A 24,037-nucleotide genomic window follows, 5' to 3' on the forward strand; every position below is an offset into this window, starting at 1 on the left:
GTACAGCGTGGTGTTTACTCGCACAACACATATCTTTTCAGGAGAATTATGCAACCGTCTACTCAACCACAAGAAAGCCGAACGTTCTTCGGCCATCCCTATCCGCTAGGCTCGTTATTTTTCACGGAGATGTGGGAGCGTTTTTCGTTTTACGGCATCCGTCCGTTACTGATCTTATTTATGGCGGCCACCGTTTATGACGGTGGCATGGGGCTGGCGCGTGAAAATGCCTCTGCGATTGTCGGTATCTTTGCCGGTACCATGTATCTCGCTGCACTGCCGGGGGGCTGGCTGGCGGATAACTGGCTCGGCCAGCAGAAAGCGGTGTGGTATGGCTCTATTCTGATTGCGCTCGGCCACCTGTCGATTGCGCTCTCTGCCATCATGGGTAACAACCTGTTCTTTATCGGCCTGATGTTCATCGTGCTGGGTTCTGGTCTGTTTAAGACCTGTATTTCGGTCATGGTCGGTACGCTGTATAAAAAAGGCGATGCGCGCCGTGATGGCGGTTTCTCGCTGTTCTATATGGGCATCAACATCGGTTCGTTCATAGCACCGTTGATCTCCGGCTGGCTGATTAAAACGCATGGCTGGCACTGGGGTTTTGGTATTGGCGGTATCGGGATGCTGGTAGCTTTGATTATCTTCCGTATCTTTGCCGTACCGGCGATGAAACGTTACGATAGCGAAGTGGGGCTGGACTCCACCTGGAACAACCCGGTAGCGAAGAAAAACGGTGTCGGTGCGTGGTTACTCGCGCTGGCTGCGGGTGTGGCCGTCGTTGTTACGCTGATTGCGCAGGGTGTGATTGTGATTAACCCGGTTGCGGTAGCCAGCATGCTGGTGTACGTGATTGCGGCATCCGTCGCCTGTTACTTCATCTACCTGTTTATCTTTGCGGGCCTGAACCGTAAAGAGCGCGCCAGACTGCTGGTCTGCTTTATATTGCTGGTTTCTGCGGCGTTTTTCTGGTCTGCGTTTGAGCAGAAACCGACTTCGTTTAACCTGTTTGCCAACGACTACACTAACCGTATGATCGGGGACTTTGAAATCCCGGCCGTGTGGTTCCAGTCGATTAACGCCCTGTTTATCATCCTGCTTGCGCCGGTATTCAGTTGGGCGTGGCCTAAACTTGCGAGCATGAACATTCGCCCAAGCAGTATCACCAAGTTTGTTATCGGCATTCTCTGTGCGGCGGCAGGCTTTGGCATAATGATGCTGGCGGCGCAGGATGTGCTGACAAATGGCGGCGCGGGCGTTTCTCCATTCTGGCTGGTGGGCAGTATCCTGATGCTGACGCTCGGCGAACTGTGCCTGAGCCCAATTGGTCTGGCGACCATGACGCTGCTGGCGCCAGAAAGAATGCGTGGTCAGATGATGGGGCTGTGGTTCTGTGCAAGCGCGCTGGGTAACCTGGCCGCAGGCCTGATTGGTGGTCACGTGAAGGCTGACCAGTTGGATATGCTGCCAGACCTGTTTGCGCGTTGCTCCATTGCGCTGCTTATCTGCGCCGCGGTCCTGATCGTCCTCATTGTTCCGATCCGCCGTATGCTGGAAAATACCCAGACTAAACCGGCAGCTAACGCGAAGTAATCTCTCCATTTCGCCGGGGTGGCGTTATGCCCCGGCAATCCAGCCCATACCACACCATCCCCTGTTTATCACTACCGCATCTTTGCACCATTTGAGGTGTCCGCATCGGCGTCGGTCTCATTCATTCGGTGAATCGTGTTAAAATCCAGACAGTGAAAATTATCTCAAGGAGTTATCATGTCGGTTACTTGCCCGGATTGTCATACACCTGTAGAGCCACAAAACGGAGCGGCGCACTGCGAAAACTGTCATAAAGATATTCAGCTTGAAGCGCGTTGTCCGGAGTGTCATCAGCAACTCCAGATATTAAAAGCCTGCGGTGCTGTGGACTACTTTTGTCCGCATGGGCATGGACTTATTTCGAAGAAACGCGTCGAATTTTTCATTAATAATAATTAAAAGTAAATTTAGAGTTTCTAATTTGCCTACTTATTTTTATGTCTGATATTATCGATAGTAGGCAATATTTAGAATGTTTATATATTCATTTGCGTAATGAATTGATATTTACATTGTAAGCCGGAGTGAATTTCTCGATATAAAACAATATTATATTTTAGTTATTGCGATAAACTCAAGGATGGTTGTCGTATGGCGCAATGGATGCGCATTCTCATACTCGTGTTACTTTATGGTGGCGTTGTTTCAGCCTCAGGCACCAGTGTATCTCCAGTAGCTGAAAAAGTGAGTGAAACCTCATTACCTGATTTAGCCAGTGACTCAGCGCAAAAAAAAGAACAAGAGAATCTCGGAAAATCATATACAGAAAAAAGCGCTGACTATTTTATTAATTCTGCCACGCAAGGGTTTGATAATCTAACACCAGAAGCGCTTGAATCTCAGGCCCGTAGCTATTTTCAGGGGCAAATGACTTCGTCTGCACAATCTGGAATTGAATCATTAATGTCGCCCTATGGCAAAGTGCGTACCAACCTGGCAATTGGTGAAGGGGGGGATCTGGAAGGTAGTTCGCTGGATTATTTTGTTCCCTGGTACGATACCCAAAGCACATTGTTTTTTAGTCAGTTTTCAGCCCAGCGAAAAGAAGATCGTACCATTGGTAACGTGGGGTTCGGCGTGCGTCAGAATGTAGGGGCGTGGTTGCTGGGGAGCAACGTGTTTTATGACTACGATTTTACGCGTGGTCACCGCCGTCTGGGTTTAGGTGGCGAGGCGTGGACCGATTTTCTGCGTTTTTCCGGAAACTATTACCATCCTCTGTCGGACTGGAAAGATTCCGAAGATTTTGAGTTTTACGAAGAACGTCCGGCTCAAGGCTGGGACGTGCGGACAGAGGCGTGGCTACCATTCTATCCGCAGCTTGGCGGCAAACTGATTTATGAGCAGTATTATGGTGATGAGGTCGCGCTGTTCGGGACAGATAACCTGCAAAAAAATCCGCACGCTGTGACCGTTGGAATGAGTTACACACCGGTTCCTTTACTTACGCTGGCGGCAGATTATAAGGCTGGTACGGGAGACAATACTGACTTAAGCGTAACGGCATCAATGACCTACCAGTTTGGTACCCCGCTGGCAGCACAGCTTGATCCCGAAAATGTGAAAACCCAGCACTCGTTGGCTGGAAGCCGCACCGATTTTGTCGATCGTAATAACTTTATCGTTCTGGAATACCGCGAAAAGGATCCGCTGGATGTCACTCTGTGGCTGAAAGCCGATGAAACCAACGAAAACCCAGAATGTGTCATTCAGGACAAACCGGAAGCCGGTATTGGCCTGGAGAAATGTAAATGGACGATCAACGCGCTCATTAACCATCGCTATAAAATTATTACAGCCTCATGGCAGGCGAAAAACAACGCCAACCGCACGCTGGTGATGCCGGTGGTAAAAGCGAACATGCTCACAGAAGGTAACAATAACCGCTGGAATTTGGTGCTACCAGCGTGGATCAATGCCAGCACAGAAGAAGAACGCACGACGTTGAATACCTGGAAAGTCCGCATCACCCTGGAAGATGATAAGGGGAACAAACAGAACTCGGGCATTGCGGAAATTACCGTGCAGCAGGACCGCCGGATTGAGCTGGTTGTCGATAATATCGCTGATGCCGATCGTACCGATCACAGCCATGCTGCCAGTGCACAGGCTGATGGTGCTGATGGCGTGGTGCTGGACGTGCTGTTAACCGATTCGAATGGTGATACCACCGACCGTAATGGCAACGAGCTGGTTGATGACGTAATGACCCCTGAGCTGTACGACAGCAATGATAAAAAAGTCGCGCTGTCGACGACGGCGTGTACTGTAGAAAACCCCTGTGTATTTATCGCTAATCGAGACAAAACGGCGGGTACGGTTACGTTGTCGAGTACGTTGCCTGGAACCTACCGCTGGAAAGCAAATACGGATGTTTATGGCGACAGTAACTATGTTGACGTTACCTTTCTGGGAAGTGACTCCGGTGGTGTCAGCGGTATCATCTATCAAGTAAAAGCCGCACAGCCGGTCAATTTGATGGGCAAAGAACAACAACACCCCACGCTCAATAATACCTACCGCTTCGCGCTTTGGCGTGATGCCAACAGCGATAGCGTATTCCAGATGTCAGAGCAGCTGACGGAAGAAGAAATGGCGCAGTATGACTACCAGTGGGAGTTCACTGGGCAGAGCACGCATGGGCATACCGGCGCCGAGTCAAATACCACCAATGAAGATCTAGTTCTTCCTGCAACCAACAAAGAGGCCGCGCAGAAATTTGGCGCGAATGTCCAGGATGGCGTTCAGGGATACGGCATACGGGTTTCGTATAGCCAGAAATAGCACAGCGTAGTGGCTGAGCGGCCAATCGCTGAAACATAAAGAAAAGGAGAGTCTTAATGCAGCAAATCGTAAAACGTCGACTAACTAAGGTCGCTCTGGCACTGGTAGTCGCAGGATATTGTTCCGTTCCGGCTATGGCGGCAAATGGCAATCTTAAGAGTGGACAATGGCAGATTGTTTCCGACAGCACGGGGACGATTCAGGGGACTGTACCGTGGATCACTCGCGCGGCAGATAAAACTACAGATACCGACAAAGATCATGTGACGGTCACTGTCGAACGCGCTAGTCGTACGGTCATCAGCGAAGGTGACAAGCAGTTCCACGTGGGCGATAAGGTGACGCTCAACTGGGCGATTGGCGATACGGAAGGTGACCTTGACGCCAACAATACCGCCACCAAAGCGACAATGGTTTGGGTGCGTTCTAAGAACCAGGATGGTTCGGATGCGGCAGAGATTAGCGGAACAACCGGGCAGGATAGCTACACCATTCAGGCTGATGATGCCGACTATTATCTCGGTATCAAAATGATACCAACCACCACCACCGGGGATCCCAACGCTGCCACCGTACTGCTGCTCGGTGACCTTTCTACCAACGCGGGCGGCGGTGCGGACGATGATGATATTCCGGAAGGTCCAGTGGTTGATGAAAACGTGAAAGTGGTGGTTTACGAGTCAGGTTCGACGACTAACCTGTTGGGTACGGCGACTACACTTAAAACCAATACCACCTATAAAGTTCTGCTGTGGAAAGATAAAAACAGTAACGGCACCTACGATACCGGTGAAGACGTTACCAGCGATTACAACTACCGCTGGAAATTTACCGGCAACAGTAAGCAACTGGGCGCGGCGGGCGGTCTTGTCAGCAGTACCTATAACAACACCGATCTGGTGGTTCCAGTTACCAATGCCGAAGCGAAGAGTGCCTTCGACAACGGCGAAAGCGGTGGTGTTACCCTTGGCAACGATGGCGTGCAGGGTTACGGACTGTCTATCGATTATCAACGCAAATAATACTTACCCGACCATCCCTGCAAAGGGATGGTCTTTTCCGCGTCTTTTGCTTAGCTAACGGTTAAGCAAAAGATGTTGAATACAGAGCAAATACAGGTGGATATAGCTTATGGATGGCAGTCTGCGCAGGGAAGGGATTTCCCACTTTTTATTGATCATGCTGTTAATGTTCAGCAGTTTTTCTGCGCCAGTGTCCGGTGCGTTGAAAAGCGGTACCTGGCAGGAAGTGAACACCTCAACCGATGCAATCAACGGTACTGTGCCGCTGGCCGACGGTGTCACGATCCCTGTCTATCAGGGCAGTATTCAGCTCAAGTCAGATGAAACCAACACCATTAATTTTAGTGCTATGCCGCGTGACTTCAACACCGACGATACGGCTAGCGCGCTGCAGCTCGTTAATCCTCTGGATACCGAAGGCGATATTTTTGCGGTACCGCCCGTTCGTTGGGAAGAGAAAACGCCGAACGTTGCCCTAACCTGGGCCGATGCTGCGACTCCGGATGAGCCACTCAATCCGCAGCCTGTCGCCAATCAAACATTCTGTGCGCAGAATATGGCTGGGAAAAACTATGTAATCTGGCCGAAAATTGAGAACGATGATTCATCCTCGCCGGCTGCTTTATATCTGCAAACGATCACGGGTACCCCCTTCAGCAATGCCACCACCCTGCTAGAGCAGAAAATTCCGGTAACGATTACCGCCGCGGCTGGCGATCCAGTGAAGGTAACGGCGGATAATTACAACGAAACGCTGAAAGCTGCAAAGGTGAATGTGGGCGGGAGCATCACGCTGACGGTCACCACGCATGACTGTCAGGGTAATGCTGTAGGTAATACGGCATTTGTAATCACCCGTGGCGATGCACTGAACCGCCAGAATACCGTGAATAATACTGCACCCGTGCATGTTGGCGACACCGAACTGACCACCACGACAACGGAATATCACGGCACCACTGATGCTAATGGTAACGCCAGCGTTGTAATCACGCAGGCGAATGGCCCTGGTGTCAAAACTCCGCTGACGGTTTCTCCGGCCAATGCCTCCACGTTGAAAGCTAGCGTTGATGTGATTTTCACCACACTAACCAGCCCGGATAGCACCAATGCCAATATGTGGGGGCATATGGCGGAAACCTCCAGCGCGGATGTGGAAGGTGAAACCTATACCTTCACTCGACCGAAGCTCGCGGCAGAAGCAGAAGGTACAAGCGGGACCGTGAGTGAAAATAACGAGACTTGGGCGCTATTTAACTGGAGTGGTGCCGATGAACACTGTGACATTTTACCCGATGCGCGTCAGTTAATGGGGTTGAAAATTGCTCGCGGCGATCTGGCGAACCAGTTGGGTTGGCCGGTGGCGGGTACCAATGAGTATTGGTCATCGTCGGCAGGGACGCTGGCGACGAATCACTTAGGTGTCAATATGTTCAGCCGTCGTGTTGTTGAAGAACCCGATACGACAACATCGGTGGTGAGCTGTGTCGATAAAGCCTCGCCGGACGTGACGCCTGCGTTGACGTTGACGCTGGATAATATGGATAGCAGTCTGAATGCTGCAAAGGTGCCGGTGGGGGACTCTATCAGTATGAGGATCACCATTACCGATAAAGAGACCGGTTCAGCACTGCCTTATCGCTATTTTGATCTGTTTGTCGGTGATGAGCAGAACCGTAAGGGGCAAACCAATACCGAGGCTCAGGCTGAAGGGGCTAAATACGGTTGGGATGACAATCCGGTGCTGGTGGGCATTGAAGGTTCCGGTACGCCGAATCATTACCATGGTATTACCGACGCCAACGGCCAGTTGTCGTTGGAGTTAACGCAGAACAACGGTGCAGGCGTTCTGACACCGCTGCGTGTGGTACTGGCGGATGGCACCGAATCCACGGCTAACGTCATCTTTACTGTAGTAACGAGTCCGGATGTTACGCAGGCACGCATGTGGGGTCATATGCAGGGCGTTGTTGAGGCGGGTAATATCTACAAACGACCACTGCTAGCGGGTGAGGCAACGGCAAATACCAGTTCAACCGTTGAGAATCATGAGGACTGGGCGACTTTTAATTCCGTCACTGCGGCGACCGCACAGTGTGGTGTGGGGCAAGTGCCGGGGCAGGTGATTCTGGATGCGCTCTATTCAGCCCACTCTAGCAACGCCATGCTGACCAATTATGGTTGGCCAACTGCCAGCCATAGCTATATTTCCGCTGATACCGACGGTACTCAGACTGCGCACGTCAATCTCGCGAACGGCACCGATGCGATGTTTAGCGGTACAGAGCCCAACTATCTCAGCTGCTCTGGCAACGAACTGGTTACACAGCTAGACGTGTCGATGAATGGTGATGCCAATCTACGTCAGGCGGTGGCGAAGGTGGGTGAGCAGATAACCATGACGGTGCACTCGGTCAATGCGCTGAACGGGCTGGTTGTCCCTAATGCGGCGTTTACCGTCACGATGGCACACGGTAAAAACCGTAGCGGACTGACTGCAGGTTATATCGATGCAACTGATGGTACGTTGGTGATGGGCGGCGAGTCTTTTGGCTCATCTCAGGCCTCTATGACGTATCAGGGAATGACTGATGACAGCGGTAACGCGACGCTTATCATCGAGCAACCGCAGGGAGTTGGGTTACTGACTCAACTGAGCATTGTCCCCGTCAATTCGCTTATCACAACGCCGATAGCGCGTAGTGTGAAGTTTACGGTACCGACCAGTCCGGACACGGCAAATGCGGAAATGTGGGGCCACATGGCGGATACGGTGACCGCAGATGGCCTGACATTTGAGCGGCCTAAGCTGGCAACAGAGGTCACTGCAACGCGAACTCAGGAGGAAGATAACGAAACGTGGGCGCGCATCACGCATACCGATGCGGCGGGCAGTACCGGGGCTGGTGGATGTGCGGCAAACCGCTTGCCTCGCGCCGATCAACTCAGTGCGCTGTATAACGCCAACAGCAGTGGATCTATGCACAATGTCCAAGGCTGGCCGGTGGCTCAATCATACTGGTCGGCGACGTTTGCCAGTGAGACCACGTGGAAAATGATGTCGCTAGCCAGTGGCGCAGAAAGTACCGGCGGTAACGCCTCTGTTTATACCAGCTGTCTTGCTAGTGATAACCCCGTTGCCTCCACTATTACCATTGAGGCGGTAACCCCTGCGCAGTGGAGCGATGTTGTGCAGGCGGCTAAGGTGAAAAAGGGCGATACGCTGGCGCTTAAGGTGACGGTAAAAGATGCCAGCGGTAATCCGTTGCCCGGTGTACCGTTTGTGTTGAGTCGCGGCGATGGATATACGCGCCAGGGTAGCAAACATATTGCCGGTAGCGGTGATGGTATTGTGTCACCCGTGGTGATTGATGGTGAATCACTGAATGATACAGTGACAAAAATTGGCGGCATTACTGGCGATGATGGTAGCAAAACGGTTAGCGTTACCCGTCCGGATACCCATGGCACCAAAGTCGCGATAACCGCCACGTTGTATGACAACGCCAGTGTGAGCGACAGTCTGGACACCATCTTCACCGTGGTATCCAGCCCGGATAGCGATAAAGCCGCTATGTGGGGGCATATGCCGGAAACCGTCACGGCGGCGAACGGTGCAGTATTTAAGCGTCCACTGTTGTTGGCTGAAATTGCCAGCGGCGTTACCGCAGGTAGCGTAACTGAAAATAATGAAGCCTGGGGAACCGTAGATTTCCACTCGATTTCTACTGCTTGTGGTGCGGCTTATGTTCCGACACTGGCAGACCTGCAGTCGCTGTATTCGGGGTGGCCGAGCGGAGCGATGAATACACAGCAGGGCTGGCCGCTGGATGGAAAAAACTACCAAAACAGCACCGCCGATCTCAGCCGCGCAACGGATAATCGCTATGTTAAATCGCTCAACCTGCGCGATAACGGCATCACGTCGCAATTGTGGAGCGAAAAGCTCTATTTCTCCTGTTTGCAGAGTGCGCATTCTACGGCAACGCATCTGACGTTGACCTCAACGCTCTATAAAGAGAGTGACGGCTTCGCCAAAGCGAAAGTAGGTGAAACCATCCCGATTGTTATTACCACCCTCGACGACAGCGGTAATCCGGTGGGCAATACGCCGGTTATCTTTACACGCGGTGACAGCGTGGGGCGCAGTAATCAGGACGTTAACGCGACTGAAGCCGCAGCTATTCAGATTAACCAGGGCACTGGCATTGATAGCGGCGTTGAGTACTACACGGCCACCGGTGACGATGGGACGGTGACGCTGAGTATTAACCAAGACGATGGCGCGGGATTCAGTACGCCATTACAGGCATCGATTGAGAATATCACCAACACCAGTCAGTCTTTATCAGCGATTTTTACCGTAGTGACCAGCCCGGATACGGCAAAAGCCAACTATTGGGGGCATATGGCCGAAACGGTGACTGACAGTGCAGGGTTGGTGTATAAACGCCCACTGTTGTCGAGCGAGTTTAGCGCTACACCGGGTAAAACGGTGACTATCGTCAATGGCAGTTATGATAAAGGCGAAACGTGGGGAATGCTCACCGCCAGTGAGGCTTGGAAAGGTACTAACGGTTGCGGACGTAGCAATTTGCCAATCACGGCGAATTTGCAGACGCTGTACACCCGCTATCCTGACGGAGCAATGCGTACTATCAACGGTTGGCCGATGAGCAATAACGGCGCCGTCAGCGATAGTCAGTACTGGTGGTCTGGTGATTCTGTGTTGTCTGAGGACGCTAGCCAGTTACAGTATGCGGCAGTCAATCTATTGAGTGCTGCGGATATTAAATCCACAACCAGTACATCAACCTATTACATGCAAACCTGTCTTGCCTCACCGCGCCAGCTTGCCAGCAAGCTAACGCTGACGCTTGCCAATGAAGATGAAACGACAGGCATCGCGAAAGCGAAAAAAGGCGAGAAGATTGCCGCGACTGTTATGGTTACCGATACAACCGGACTACCGGTGAGCAATGCGTTGGTGAAGATTACCCGTAGTGATGCCAAAACCCGTGCGAACGTGATTTATACCACTAACAACGCAGACGATATCACACTAAGTGATATTTCTTCAGGCCAGGTCAGCACTCTGCTGGATACTAAAGAAAAATACCTTTATGTACAGACAGATGCCCAAGGACTCATGACGTTTAACATTACGCAGGATAGCACTACTGGTCTGCAAACAACCATTAGTGCGACGCTGGCGGATGACAGTAAGGTAACGGACAGTAAAAATGCCATTTTCACGGTAATTACTAGCCCGGATACCAGCATCGCGAAATATTGGGGTCATATGCCCGAGACGTTTACCAACAGTAAAAACGTTGAATTTAAACGTCCGCTGCTGCGAGCAGAGCTCTCGTCGACAAGCAACACGACAGCATACTCGCTGACCGGGGACGGAGAAGTCTGGTACTCAACAACGAACATGGCGTATTTAGTACAGTGCGATCAGATGAGCACCGCCTCAGCGAGCGATCTGGCGACGCTGCAAAGCGACCACCCGAACGGTGGTTTAATGACACAGTTTGGTTTGCCGGTAAGCAGCACTTCGCTGCCGTGGATGGCTGGCAATTTGATCGTTAATGCTGCCCATACCGGCGTAATCTCGCAAAGCGTTAACTTGTTCTCGGGTGAAAATACACAAGCGAGTTCTCAGGCGACCTTGCAACTGTGCCGTGTGGAGCCAAGAACGCTGAATATTACGCTAACCTCCAGCTTGCCATGGGATGCGAACAAAGCGGGATACCTGGCGAAAAAAGGTGAGAAAATCCCTCTGACAATTGGCATCACCGATAATGCTGGGCAGCCTCAGGTGGGTGTGAGTATTAAATTTTACCGTGGGCTTTCAAATTTTCGAAATGCACCGGGTTCCTCCACAAACGATACGCTTGCGGAATCCTACACACTTTTAGAACCGGTTTCGCCAGCGTCGGATGTTGTGACGCAAAAATACAGTTTGTCACCGACATACTGGTATGGCACGACTGACAGTAACGGTAAAGTTCAGCTCAATGTGAGCCAGGATAGTACGACGGGGTTGAAAACCGAATTCTACGCAGTGATTGTGGACAACAATGTCTCGACCGAGGGCGTTGGCGGTATCTTTACCGTCTTGACCAGCCCGGACGTCGATACGGCTTTCCGCTGGGGCCATATGCCGGAGACGGTTGAAGGGCCGGACGGCGTCACCTATACGCGTCCAAAATTACAGTCAGAAGTCCCATCAGGCGTAGGTTTCTATAATAAAAACAATGAATATTGGGCGCATCCAACGGCTGTTCAAGCTCAAACGGCAGGGGCAACGGGCTGTGATCCTACCTACCAACCGCTGCTGAGCGATTTGCAGGCGCTGTATAATAAATACCCGAACACTGAACTGGAAACTACCTATGGCTGGCCACTGTCGTCGGGCAGAAACTGGTGGGCAGTAGACTTATCCAGTACAGGCCAATATCAAAGCCTTAATTTAAGCACGGGTACGAGTAATGCCACGACGTCGTCGACCACGATGCAGATGCAAGCCTGCCGAACGACGCCTCATGCGCCGCAACCGGCAACGATTGAACTGACATCCAGTGTTTTCGATGAAGCGGGTCAGTACGTTAAGGTGAAAAAAGGCGAAACCATCCCGCTGACCGTCACTGTGAAAGATGTGAATGGCAGCCCAGCCGCGAATGCCGCCTTTACCATTTCGCGTAGCGACGGCATATCGCGCAGTGGCCTGGTGAAGACCACCGATAACAAAGGGGCGACGGACGATCTTGCGCTAGAGGAACTGACGCCAACACCTGCGACCACGGTGCTGGGCACTAAGGCCAGCACCTATAGCGGCGTGACGGGGGCAGACGGCACCGCCACATTTAGTTTGAGCCAGGATGATGCGATGGGGCTTAAGACCACGATTACGGCGAAATTAGGGACTTATCCAACGCCAACGGCCGCCCTCGATACGATATTTACTGTCGTGACCAGCCCGGATACCGATAAAGCCGCGTACTGGGGCCATATGCCAGAAACCGCGACCAACAGTGCAGGTGTTGCCTTCCGACGCCCGCTGCTCGCCGCTGAAATGGCATCGTACAGCAGCACGTATACTTATAACAACGAAGTCTGGCCTCTGGTCACCGCCGGAAATACGGATATCGCAGGTGCGACAGGCTGCGATAAGGCGTATCAACCGCTGAAGAGTGACATGGAAACGTTATTTATCGATAACCTTAGCGTTTCAGGTGGTGTCGGTACCGTTTACGGCTGGCCTAGTGGCTCCAATGAACCCTGGTGGGCCGGAGATAAACAGGCAAATACCGGAAACTACCAATATATTATGCTGAGCACTGGCGGTGGTGGATCTACCAGTTCATCAAGTACCAAAGGTGCGCAGGTTTGTCTGGTTGAACCTCGAATTACTGCGGCAGCTATTACGCTGACCTCGACAGCGATGGATACGGCGAAGGCGTCGGCGGTAGCGGAGAAAGGCAAGACTATCCCGCTGACCGTCACGGTAAAAGATACCAGCGGTAATCCAGTCGCTAATGCCAGCTTTACTCTCTCACGAGGCGATTCGACAAACCGGGCGGGCGTGGTAATAACCGATGGTGACGTTGAGGCGGAGATGGGGGCGGATGATTTAATTCTTCAGGAAGTCATGCCATCGAGTTCGACCATTGATATGAGTACCACTGCCAGTGTCTTTAGCGGGACGACCGGCTCTGATGGCACGGCAACCTTTACGCTGGCGCAAAATAAGAGTTTGGGTTTGAAAACGGCGCTAACGGCAGCGTTGCCCAATAACGCTCAGGCGAGCGCTACGCTCGATAATATTTTTACGGTGTTAACGAGCCCGGATACGAATAAAGCGCAATTCTGGGGGCATATGAAGGAGACCATGACCTTGAATGGCAAGACTATCCAGCGCCCACTGTTGCTGGCGGAACTTCCTTCTGGCGTTACACCGCCGCTTCATATCATGATGAATAATGAGGATTGGACGATGGCGCACACGATTGATTCCAGCACCTGGGATCTGGCTGCCCAGTGCGGTAGTTTACAGAAAGCACCGACTGCGGATGATCTGGAAGCGTTGTATTCCGTTTTCAATAAGACCGGATGGCCAACAACGTCCAGCTACAGCTATTTGTCTCAAACAAAAGGGACCAAAAATTACTGTGCCTTTAACCTGTCAGCTGGCGGTGAAAACTGCACTATCGATGCGGGTAAAACGGCAGGGTTCGCGACCTGCGCGCAGTAGCTCTCCGCTACTGCGCTTTACGCGAAGGCGTTTTTTTCTGCGGGGTCACGGTGGTGACCTCGCTCTCCACCCAGCCGTCTTCCAGCCGCGTGGTGATGAGATCGCCGGCTTTCACCTGCTTGACCTTTTTCAACACGCCGCCGCCGGTGGCGGTAGAAACGCTATATCCGCGTGCCAATGTTGCCAGCGGGCTGACGGCTTCCAGATGGGTAACGGTATTCCCGAAACGTTCTCGTTGCTCGCTAAGCCGTGTACGAATATTTTCCGCCAGCCGATATTCCAGTTGCTGAATGCGCGTTTGTGCACGATGAATACGTGGCTGCGGGTTTTGCTGGTTCAGACGATGCAGTATGCGCTGCTGGTGCTGGTTGGCCTGTTTGATTTGGTTTTCCAGCGCAAAGCTCATCCGCTGACGCAGTCGTTCCAGCGTAGTTTGCTGACGCGCCAGACGTAGCTGAGGGTGTTGCTGTTGCAGACGGTGGAAGGTCTGCGTGAAGCGACGACTGCGGTTGGCGAGGTAGTAGTCCATTGCCATGCCCAGACGTTGCTGAACGGACTGAATCTGGCGTAATAATTCCTGCTGATTGCGGCTAACAATCTCTGCTGCCGCAGACGGCGTAGGGGCCCGCAGGTCGCCGACAAAATCGGCGATGGTGACATCGGTTTCATGGCCGACGGCGCTGACCACCGGAATGCGGCTGGCAAAAATGGCGCGTGCCACGCGTTCGTCGTTAAAGCTCCACAGATCTTCCAGCGAACCGCCGCCACGACCAACGATTAACACATCGCACTCGTTGCGGGCGTTCGCCAGTTCGATGGCGCGAACGATTTGCCCCGGTGCATCGTCACCCTGTACCGCTGTCGGGTAGATAATCACCGGCAGGGAAGGGTCGCGACGTTTGAGTACGTGGAGAATATCGTGCAGCGCCGCCCCGGTTTTTGAGGTGATCACCCCGACACAATGAGCCGGCGTTGGGAGCGATTGTTTACACTGCTGATCGAACAATCCCTCGGCCTGCAGTTTGGCTTTGAGCTGTTGATACTTCTGCTGCAATAAACCTTCACCCGCTGGCTGCATGCTTTCGACGATGATTTGATAATCACCGCGCGGTTCGTACAGCGTAATATTGGCACGTACCAGCACTTGTTGTCCGTGCTGCGGACGGAACGTGACGCGGCGGTTGCTGTTGCGAAACATCGCGCAGCGTACCTGGGCGGTATCGTCTTTTAAGGTGAAGTACCAATGACCGGAAGAGGGCTGGGTAAAGTTAGAAATCTCGCCGCTGATCCACACTTGCCCCATCTCTTGCTCGAGCAGCAGGCGCACCGTCTGGTTAAGGCGACTTACGGTAAAAATTGAAGAGGTTTGAGAGGATAACATGTGAGCGGGATCAAATTCTAAATCAGCAGGTTATTCAATCGATAGTAACCCGCCTACCGGGGATCGCAAGGTTTTTTTGCAAAAAAGTGTGGATGCAATCGGTTACGCTCTGTATAATGCCACGGCAATATTTATTAACCAATCTGGTCGAGATATTGCCCATGCTACGTATTGCCAAAGAAGCCCTGACGTTTGACGACGTCCTCCTCGTTCCCGCTCATTCTACCGTTCTGCCGAATACTGCTGACCTCAGCACGCAGTTGACGAAAACGATTCGTCTGAACATTCCTATGCTCTCCGCAGCCATGGATACTGTGACTGAAGCGCGCCTTGCCATTGCTCTGGCACAGGAAGGTGGCATCGGTTTTATCCACAAAAACATGTCTATTGAACGTCAGGCGGAAGAAGTTCGCCGCGTGAAGAAACACGAATCTGGCGTGGTTACTGACCCACAGACCGTGCTGCCGACTACCACCCTTCGTGAAGTAAAAGAACTGACCGAGCGTAACGGTTTTGCGGGCTACCCGGTAGTGACAGAAGATAACGAGCTGGTGGGTATCATCACCGGTCGTGACGTGCGTTTTGTGACCGACCTCAGCCAGCCGGTTAGCGTATACATGACGCCGAAAGAGCGTCTGGTGACCGTACGTGAAGGCGAAGCGCGTGAAGTTGTGCTGGCAAAAATGCACGAAAAACGCGTTGAGAAAGCGCTGGTCGTTGATGACGGCTTCCATCTGCGCGGCATGATCACCGTAAAAGACTTCCAGAAAGCTGAGCGTAAACCTAACGCTTGTAAAGACGAGCATGGTCGTCTGCGCGTTGGCGCTGCAGTCGGTGCGGGTGCGGGTAATGAAGAGCGCGTTGACGCGCTGGTTGCTGCCGGTGTTGACGTGCTGCTGATTGACTCCTCTCACGGCCATTCTGAAGGCGTATTGCAGCGTATCCGTGATACCCGTGCGAAATACCCGGATCTGCAAATCATCGGTGGTAACGTTGCAACGGGCGCTGGTGCTCGTGCGCTGGCTGAAGCCGGTTGCAGTGCGGTGAAAGTGGGTATCGGCCCTGGTTCCATCTGTACGACCCGTATCGTTACCGGTGTGGGTGTTCCACAGATCACTGCCGTTTCTGACGCGGTTGAAGCGCTGGAAGGTACGGGTATTCCGGTTATCGCTGACGGCGGTATTCGTTTCTCTGGCGACATCGCGAAAGCGATCGCGGCAGGTGCGGCAGCGGTAATGGTGGGCTCTATGCTGGCCGGTACCGAAGAATCTCCGGGTGAAATTGAACTGTACCAGGGGCGTTCTTATAAATCCTACCGTGGTATGGGTTCTCTGGGCGCGATGTCCAAAGGCTCTTCTGACCGTTACTTCCAGAGCGATAACGCCGCTGACAAATTGGTACCGGAAGGTATCGAAGGCCGCGTGGCCTATAAGGGTCGCCTGAAAGAGATCATTCACCAGCAGATGGGCGGCCTGCGCTCCTGTATGGGTCTGACCGGCTGTGGTACTATCGACGCGCTGCGAACGAAAGCAGAGTTTGTACGCATCAGCGGTGCGGGTATTCAGGAAAGTCACGTTCACGACGTGACCATTACCAAAGAGTCCCCTAACTACCGTATGGGCTCCTGATCAGTTTCCGCGCCCGGCTTCTATGCCGGGCGAATTTGTTTCACTTGCCTCGGAATTAGCGTCAATGACAGACAATATTCATAAACATCGCATTCTCATCCTCGATTTCGGATCGCAGTACACGCAACTGGTGGCACGTCGCGTACGTGAGCTGGGCGTCTACTGTGAGCTGTGGGCATGGGATGTTACGGAAGCACAAATTCGCGAATTCAACCCAAGCGGTATTATTCTTTCCGGTGGCCCGGAAAGCACCACCGAAGCGAACAGCCCGCGTGCACCAGAGTACGTCTTCAATGCAGGCGTACCAGTATTCGGCGTCTGCTATGGTATGCAGACCATGGCGATGCAGCTGGGTGGCCATGTTGAAGGGTCTCACGAGCGTGAATTCGGCTACGCACAGGTTGAAGTTCAGACCGACAGCGCACTGATCCGTGGCATCGAAGATTCACTGACCGCAGATGGCAAACCGTTGCTGGATGTGTGGATGAGCCATGGCGACAAAGTTACCGCTATCCCGGAAGGCTTTGTCACCGTTGCCAGCACCGAAAGCTGCCCGTTTGCCATTATGGCGCACGAAGAAAAACGTTTCTACGGCGTGCAGTTCCACCCGGAAGTAACCCACACCCGTCAGGGCCTGCGTATGCTGGAGCGCTTTGTGCGTGACATCTGCCAGTGTGAAGCGCTGTGGACACCGGCAAAAATCATCGATGACGCCGTTGCCCGTATTCGCGAGCAGGTTGGTGACGATAAAGTGATCCTCGGCCTGTCCGGCGGCGTTGACTCTTCCGTAACTGCCATGTTGCTGCACCGTGCTATCGGTAAAAATCTGACCTGCGTCTTTGTTGATAACGGGCTACTGCGCCTGAACGAAGCAGAGCAGGTTATGGATATGTTCGGCGACCACTTCGGTCTGAACATCATTCACGTTAAAGGCGAACAGCGTTTCCTCGACGCGCTGAAAGGCGAGAACGACCCAGAAGCGAAACGTAAAATTATCGGTCGCGTGTTCGTTGAAGTGTTTGACGAAGAAGCGTTGAAACTGCAGGACGTGAAGTGGCTGGCGCAAGGCACCATCTACCCAGACGTGATTGAATCTGCCGCGTCTGCAACCGGTAAAGCACACGTCATCAAATCTCACCACAACGTCGGCGGCCTGCCGAAAGAGATGAAGATGGGTCTGGTTGAACCGCTGCGTGAGCTGTTCAAAGATGAAGTGCGTAAAATTGGTCTGGAGCTGGGCCTACCGTATGACATGCTGTACCGTCACCCGTTCCCGGGTCCAGGCTTAGGCGTGCGCGTGCTGGGCGAAGTGAAGAAAGAGTACTGCGACCTGCTGCGTCGTGCGGACGCTATCTTCATCGAAGAGCTGCACAAAGCTGACCTGTACAATAAAGTGAGCCAGGCGTTCACCGTGTTCCTGCCGGTTCGTTCCGTTGGTGTAATGGGTGATGGCCGTAAGTATGACTGGGTCGTTTCCCTGCGTGCTGTTGAAACTATCGACTTTATGACCGCTCACTGGGCGCACCTGCCGTATGACTTCCTGGGCCGCGTGTCCAACCGTATCATCAACGAAGTGAACGGTATTTCCCGCGTGGTGTATGACATCAGCGGTAAACCACCAGCGACGATTGAGTGGGAATAATAACCTTCCACTTTGCCTGATTTTACTCTGGCTATTCGCACAAACACCCTCTGTCTTTACAGAGGGTGTTTTATTTTTGCAGTCAATCGACCAGTTGTAGCTGCGGCTGTGATTGTGATGGGACGTTCTGAACACGGATATCCATCTGCGGATAAGGCAAGTCGATATGGTTGGCATCCATCGCTTCTTTGATGTTTTCCAGTAGATCGTAATACGTGTTCCAGTATTCGCCGTTACGCACCCAAACGCGAACGTAGAAGTTAAGCGATGAGGCGGCAAGTTCGCCCAGACGCACGGTTACGCCGCGACTCTGATCAACGCGTTTGTCCTGCTCAATGATATGAGTAATGACGCGTTTCACTTCTGCAATCCGACTCTGATAGCCAACGCCAATCACCAGGTCGATACGACGAAACGGGTGGCGAGAGTAGTTAATAATATTGTCAGAGATGATTTTACCGTTAGGGATCACCACCTCTTTGCTATCAGCGGTGAGTAGGGTCGTTGAGAAAAGATGCACTTTTTCGACTGTCCCGGTGACTGCACCAATTTGTACGATCTCGCCGGCGCGAAATGGACGCAGGGAGACCAGCAGCACGCCAGCCGCAAAGTTGGACAGCGATCCCTGTAGCGCCAGACCGACGGCCAGCCCGGCGGCACCAATGATGGCAATAATGGATGACGTTTCAATGCCGATGCGGCCCAGAGCCGCAACGACAAAAAATGCCAGGATGATGTAGCGGACTAACGCAGTGAAGAACTGGATAATGGTGATATCAACTTTACGCTTTAACAGCAGTTTCTCCAGTCCGCGAGAAAGCAACCGTGAGACGAACTTACCGATAAACAGTAAAATCACGGCGGCAACAATGTTCCATCCAAATTGAATAACTGCATCGCTGTGCCCAGTGATCCACTCTAGACCGCTTCGTATTTTCGGAAATAATGTAAAACCCTGCATCGTATTACCCTGTCGAATGTATAAAAATAAAAAGGCTCATATAAATATTCAATTACATTTGATATATAAATGTGCACGCCAGTTATATTAATTAACACTATTGGTTAGTGGCTATTTGAGCTGTATTTGCGTTTATTATGTCCAATAAACAGAAACATAGAAAATCAGCGTGAATAGTGTGGTGATGAGGAGCGAAAAGATAGTGTAATTGTGCGGAAATCAAAATTGATTGGCTGGGGTGACGTGTGGCGTTATAAAAATAGTGACAGGAGGGAACACAAATCCCTTACCGGATGGTTAACTGTCAGACGATTAGCCATCCGGTAAGGAATCTTGAGGCGTAGAGCTTTAAGCGGTCTTTAAGCGATTAATGTTTATCGATTTGAACAGGGGAAGTCTGTTGCGACAGGCTGCTCTGTTGGGATTCTTTCTTGTTCTGATGGTGGTGCCACGCACCGATAGCAGAGTAGACGAAGCGTCCAAAGAAGAAGAGGAAGCTGATAAGCAGTACGATCCGGATCATGCGACTGTTAAATCGGTGTCGTTTTCGTAGGCTGGTAACCTGGCTCACAAAGGGTTCCTTAAAGTGTACCCAACAATGGGCGATGCTTACATTAAGGCACACTGTGAGGGAATGGTCAATTCATCATTATGTAAAAATGCATCAGTTGTTTTATCTTCTTATGTTATGAAAGATAATTTTATTATTTGCATTAATAATGAATTAACGATAACAAAAGAGGAAAAAGGTAATAAATGATTAATGGGTCCTGTTTTCCTTGATATATGTCAAACGCCCTATTCAGGTGATAACTAAAATTGATGAGTCATTATGATGTGTTGTACATCATTGTTTTAAAGTCAGGTGGGATACCTGTCTGAATACCCCTTCAGGATGTGAGGGACTCTACTGAGCATCTATGAAAATCAATAAAAAGTATATTGTTATTAGAGACCAATGGTGGGCATTACCTCTCATCTTACCCTCCCTGTTGTTGCCTTTACTGAGTTGTGTGAACACCTACGCGCATATTAGTACGGGGAATGTCGTTCTTTTTTATCTACCTTTAGCGCTGATGATTAGCCTGATGCTCTTTTTTGGCTGGGGCGCATTACCGGGAATTATCATTGCGATCAGCTGGTATAAACTCCCACAGGTTGGCGTGTTTGAAACAGTGTCAATCATTGCACACTTTGTCGTAACGATTGTTCTCAGTTGGGGTGGATATCGGGTGTTTGCCCCCCGACGGAACAACGTGGCTCACGGTGACTCGCATCTGATGTTTCAGCGTATATTTTGGCAGGTTTTCTGTCCGGCAACGCTGTTCCTGGTACTCTTTCAGTTTGCCGCGTTTGTTGGCGTGTATGCGAGCAAATCAGGGATGATGGGCGTCATGCCTTTCAATACCGGCACATTGATCAATTATCAGGCCTTACTGACGGGAAACCTTGTGGGTATTCCGCTATGTTATTTTATCATTCGGGCAATACGGAACCCTTTTCACCTGCGCGGCTATTTTTCTCAGTTAAAACAGCAGTTTGATAATAAAGTCTCGAAAACGGAGTTTGCAGCGTGGTTGATAGTATTGACGACGTTGATGACGCTGTTGTGTATGCCGTTAAATGAAAATAGCTCGATTTTCAGTACGAATTATACCTTATCCCTGTTATTGCCCGTCATGCTGTGGGGGGCAATGCGTTACGGCTATCGACTTATTTCACTGATGTGGGCGGTCATACTCATTACGGGAATACATCATTATCAGAGCTACATGCCCTGGTACTCAGGTTACGATACGCAGCTGGCGATCACCTCGTCGAGCTATCTTGTTTTCTCCTTTATCGTAAATTACATCGCCGTGCTGGCAACGCGTCAGAGAGCCGTTACCCGACGTACATATCGTCTGGCGTATTTTGATCCTATGGTGCATCTTCCAAATCTGCGCGCGTTGAACCGGGAGCTGAAGAAGTCGCCCTGGTCCGTGCTCTGTTTCTTGCGGATCCCTGGCATGGAACCGCTGGTCAAAAATTATGGGATCATGCTACGTATCCAGTACAAGCAAAGAATCGCTCACTGGATAGCGCCCTTTCTGGAACAGGATGAGTACGTCTTCCAGTTATCGGGTAATGACCTTGTCCTGCGGTTTAACACCGAGTCCCACCAGCAGCGCATTGAGGCATTGGATCAGCACATCAAGCAATTCCGCTTTGTCTGGGATGGTATGCCTTTACAGCCACAGGTGGGGATCAGTTATTGCTATGTTCGCTCTCCGGTTAATCATATCTACCTGTTATTGGGCGAACTTAGCACCATTGCCGAACTTTCCCTTGCCACCAATACGCCTGAAAATTTGCAACGTCGTGGTGCCATGCACCTGCAGCGGGACCTGAAAGATAAAGTGGCGATGATGAATCGGCTACAGCAGGCGCTGGAGCACAACCGCTTTTTCCTGATGGCACAGCCCATTTATGGTGTGCGTGGCGATGTGTACCATGAAATCCTGCTGCGTCTGAAAGGGGATGACGATGAAATCGTTACGCCGGATTGTTTCTTACCCGTCGCGCATGAGTTCGGTTTGTCCTCCAGCATCGATCTGTGGGTGATTGAAAACACGTTGAAATTTATGGCTCAGAATCGGGAGAGAATGCCAGCCCGTCGCTTTGCTATTAATTTATCGCCTACCTCGGTGTGTCGCGCCCGACTTCCGACCGATATCGCGCAATTGCTGGTGAAATATAAGATTGAAGCCTGGCAACTGGTCTTTGAGGTAACGGAAAGCAATGCCTTAACCAATGCCGAGCAAGCGCAGGCAACGCTGCTGCAATTGCAGTTACTTGGCTGTCAGATAGCGATTGATGATTTTGGCACCGGCTATGCCAGCTATGCGCGACTGAAAAATGTGAACGCCGATATCCTGAAAATTGACGGCAGCTTTATTCGCAATATTGTTTCGAATAGCCTCGACTACCAAATTGTGGCATCGATTTGTCACCTGGCGCGAATGAAAAGAATGATGGTGGTGGCGGAGTATGTTGAAAGCGAAGAAATACGCAGCGCGGTGGTTTCTTTAGGAATTGATTATATGCAGGGCTATCTGATCGGTAAACCGCAGCCGCTGCACGAGATTTTGCAAGAACAGGTGCCAGAAATTCTGGCACCTGTTGAAGCGTTATGCGGCGATATTGGGTGAGCGTTCTTCTTCAATTTTAAGCCGCCAGCCCGTTACGGCTTCCCAGTATTGCTGCTCTTTTTCCAGATCGAGCAAAACCAGCGCGTTCTGGCTGAACCAGTCATGAGGGAAGCGCAATGTCCAGTGGTTCTCGTCGGTGATAAGCGTCAGCGTCGGCGGCGTGGTCGTCGCCTGGCGCTGGTTGTTCAGCAAGACACCCAGACGTAGCAGCTGGATAAGCGGCAGGAACTGTTTCTTCTTAAATAACGCAAAGCGTGGCAGATCGTCCAGCTTAACGGCTTTGCGATGGTAGCGAACCAATGTCGCCATCATCAACTGCTGTTCCTGGTTAAAACCCGGTAGGTCACTGTTTTGCAGAATGTAAGCCGAGTGGCGGTGCAGGCCACTGTGGTTGATGTTCAATCCCACCTCATGCAGCATGGCGGCCCATCTGAGTAATGCTTCCAGCTGCGGGTTCGCCAGCTTAGGCTGCTGCGCATGCCACTGCTCATACATTTGCATAGTGGTTTCCAGCACGCGGCGCGCCTGTTCGCTGTCGATGTTGTACTGGTTTGCCAGGCTGCTGGCAGTACGGCTGCGTACATCCTGATGGCGGAAGCGACCTTCCATTTCATACAGTACGCCTTCCCGAAGCGCACCATCAGAAAGGCGCAGCTCACGTATTGCCAGCGCATCAAAAACGCCGCACAGGATAGCCAGTCCGGGGACAAAAACCGCTTTCCGCTCCTCGGACAGCCCTGGCATACTGAGTGCTGAAAAAGAGGTGTGCTTCAGGACTTCACTGGTCAGCATTTCCAGGCGTTCGGGGGTAATAAAGCCATCTTTTTCACCCATCTCCAGCAGCACCTCGTGCGCCGCTTTAATGGTGCCTGAGGCACCCAGCGCCACGTTCCAACCTTGAATTCGAAACTGCCAGGTTAAGGTTTCCAGTTTTTGCGCTGCCGCCATGCGGGCGCGCTGGAAGTTTTCCCGAGTGATAATCCCGCCTGGGAAATACATCTGGGCAAAGCTGACGCAGCCCATCCGACGGCTCTCGACCAGTTTAGGCTCGAAATCTTCACCGATCACCAGTTCGGTAGAACCCCCGCCGATGTCTATCACCAGCTTACGGCCTTTCTCCGGCTGCGTATGTTCCACGCCCATAAAAATCAGTCGGGCTTCTTCGTTACCGGAAATAATTTCGATCGGGTAGGGGATGACCTTTTCTGCGCGCTTGAGAAAATCAGGGGCATTTAGTGCCTGACGCAGCGTATGAGTCCCCACAATACAGACGCTTGATGGGGGGAAGCCCTGCAGTCGTTCCGCGAACAATGACAAACAGCTTAATCCGCGCTCCATGGCTTCTTCGCTCAGCTTATTGTCTTCGCTGAGTCCATCCGCCAGATGTACGCGTTGTTTTAGTCGCCCTATAATTTGCATCGCTCCGTCAACTACGCGGGCAATAACCATATGGAAACTATTTGAACCCAGGTCGACCGCAGCAAATTCCTGCGGTCGTGGTGACTTGTCGTGTATTGGCATAGCGTTTATCCGTCATACTTCAAGTTGTGTATGTGTTGGCTGCATTCGTTCACC

At 51.7% G+C, this 24,037-nt stretch carries 12 protein-coding genes; 8 read left to right on the top strand and 4 right to left on the bottom strand.

What is annotated here, in order from left to right:
• The first annotated feature begins 48 nt into the window (after positions 1-48).
• The 5 genes from FCH32_RS00410 to FCH32_RS00430 all read left to right on the top strand — a co-directional run bounded on the left by FCH32_RS00410 (position 49) and on the right by FCH32_RS00430 (position 13,659).
• Positions 49-1,593, top strand: coding sequence for a peptide MFS transporter (locus FCH32_RS00410; protein WP_174360305.1), 1,545 nt, complete (start codon positions 49-51; stop codon positions 1,591-1,593).
• Positions 1,594-1,770: 177 nt separating this feature from the next.
• Positions 1,771-1,992 (top strand): zinc ribbon domain-containing protein, encoded by a 222-nt coding sequence (locus FCH32_RS00415; protein ID WP_115257789.1) that lies wholly within the window; start codon positions 1,771-1,773, stop codon positions 1,990-1,992.
• Positions 1,993-2,184: 192 nt separating this feature from the next.
• Positions 2,185-4,377 carry an intimin-like inverse autotransporter SinH gene (sinH, locus tag FCH32_RS00420; protein ID WP_117343510.1) on the top strand — a complete coding sequence of 731 codons (2,193 nt, stop codon included), beginning with the start codon at positions 2,185-2,187 and terminating at the stop codon, positions 4,375-4,377.
• Between the two features lie 56 nt (positions 4,378-4,433).
• Positions 4,434-5,399, top strand: a complete 966-nt coding sequence (locus FCH32_RS00425; protein ID WP_174360306.1) for a SinI family autotransporter-associated protein — start codon at positions 4,434-4,436, stop codon at positions 5,397-5,399.
• Between the two features lie 109 nt (positions 5,400-5,508).
• Positions 5,509-13,659 (top strand): adhesion domain-containing protein, encoded by an 8,151-nt coding sequence (locus FCH32_RS00430; RefSeq protein ID WP_174360307.1) that lies wholly within the window; start codon positions 5,509-5,511, stop codon positions 13,657-13,659.
• A gap of 7 nt (positions 13,660-13,666) precedes the next feature.
• On the opposite strand, the gene xseA is transcribed toward FCH32_RS00430, so the two are convergent.
• Positions 13,667-15,040, bottom strand: coding sequence for an exodeoxyribonuclease VII large subunit (gene xseA / locus FCH32_RS00435; protein WP_174360308.1), 1,374 nt, complete (start codon positions 15,038-15,040; stop codon positions 13,667-13,669).
• A 161-nt stretch (positions 15,041-15,201) separates the two neighbouring features.
• On the opposite strand from xseA, the gene guaB reads away from it, so the two are divergent.
• Together guaB and guaA are read left to right on the top strand one after the other, a co-directional pair.
• Positions 15,202-16,668: an IMP dehydrogenase gene (guaB, locus tag FCH32_RS00440; RefSeq protein WP_115257794.1), complete on the top strand. Its 1,467-nt coding sequence runs from the start codon at positions 15,202-15,204 to the stop codon at positions 16,666-16,668.
• A gap of 64 nt (positions 16,669-16,732) precedes the next feature.
• A complete protein-coding gene (gene guaA / locus FCH32_RS00445; protein ID WP_096759358.1) occupies positions 16,733-18,310 on the top strand; it encodes a glutamine-hydrolyzing GMP synthase in 1,578 nt (525 codons plus the stop codon).
• An 82-nt stretch (positions 18,311-18,392) separates the two neighbouring features.
• On the opposite strand, the gene mscS is transcribed toward guaA, so the two are convergent.
• Positions 18,393-19,271 (bottom strand): small-conductance mechanosensitive channel MscS, encoded by an 879-nt coding sequence (gene mscS / locus FCH32_RS00450; RefSeq protein WP_096756182.1) that lies wholly within the window; start codon positions 19,269-19,271, stop codon positions 18,393-18,395.
• Positions 19,272-19,638: 367 nt separating this feature from the next.
• A complete protein-coding gene (locus FCH32_RS00455; RefSeq protein WP_115257795.1) occupies positions 19,639-19,842 on the bottom strand; it encodes a YfgG family protein in 204 nt (67 codons plus the stop codon).
• Between the two features lie 349 nt (positions 19,843-20,191).
• On the opposite strand from FCH32_RS00455, the gene FCH32_RS00460 reads away from it, so the two are divergent.
• Complete coding sequence (locus FCH32_RS00460) at positions 20,192-22,462, top strand: sensor domain-containing phosphodiesterase (RefSeq protein ID WP_174360309.1); 2,271 nt, start codon at positions 20,192-20,194, stop codon at positions 22,460-22,462.
• Here FCH32_RS00460 and ppx read toward each other — a convergent pair.
• The gene (ppx, locus tag FCH32_RS00465) at positions 22,442-23,983 is read right to left on the bottom strand and encodes an exopolyphosphatase (protein WP_137361940.1); all 1,542 of its coding nucleotides are present in this window, start codon (positions 23,981-23,983) and stop codon (positions 22,442-22,444) included. The genes FCH32_RS00460 and ppx overlap by 21 nt on opposite strands.
• Between the last annotated feature and the right edge of the window lie 54 nt (positions 23,984-24,037).

The sequence above is a fragment of the Citrobacter gillenii genome, from assembly GCF_013337685.1.
Taxonomy (GTDB): domain Bacteria; phylum Pseudomonadota; class Gammaproteobacteria; order Enterobacterales; family Enterobacteriaceae; genus Citrobacter; species Citrobacter gillenii.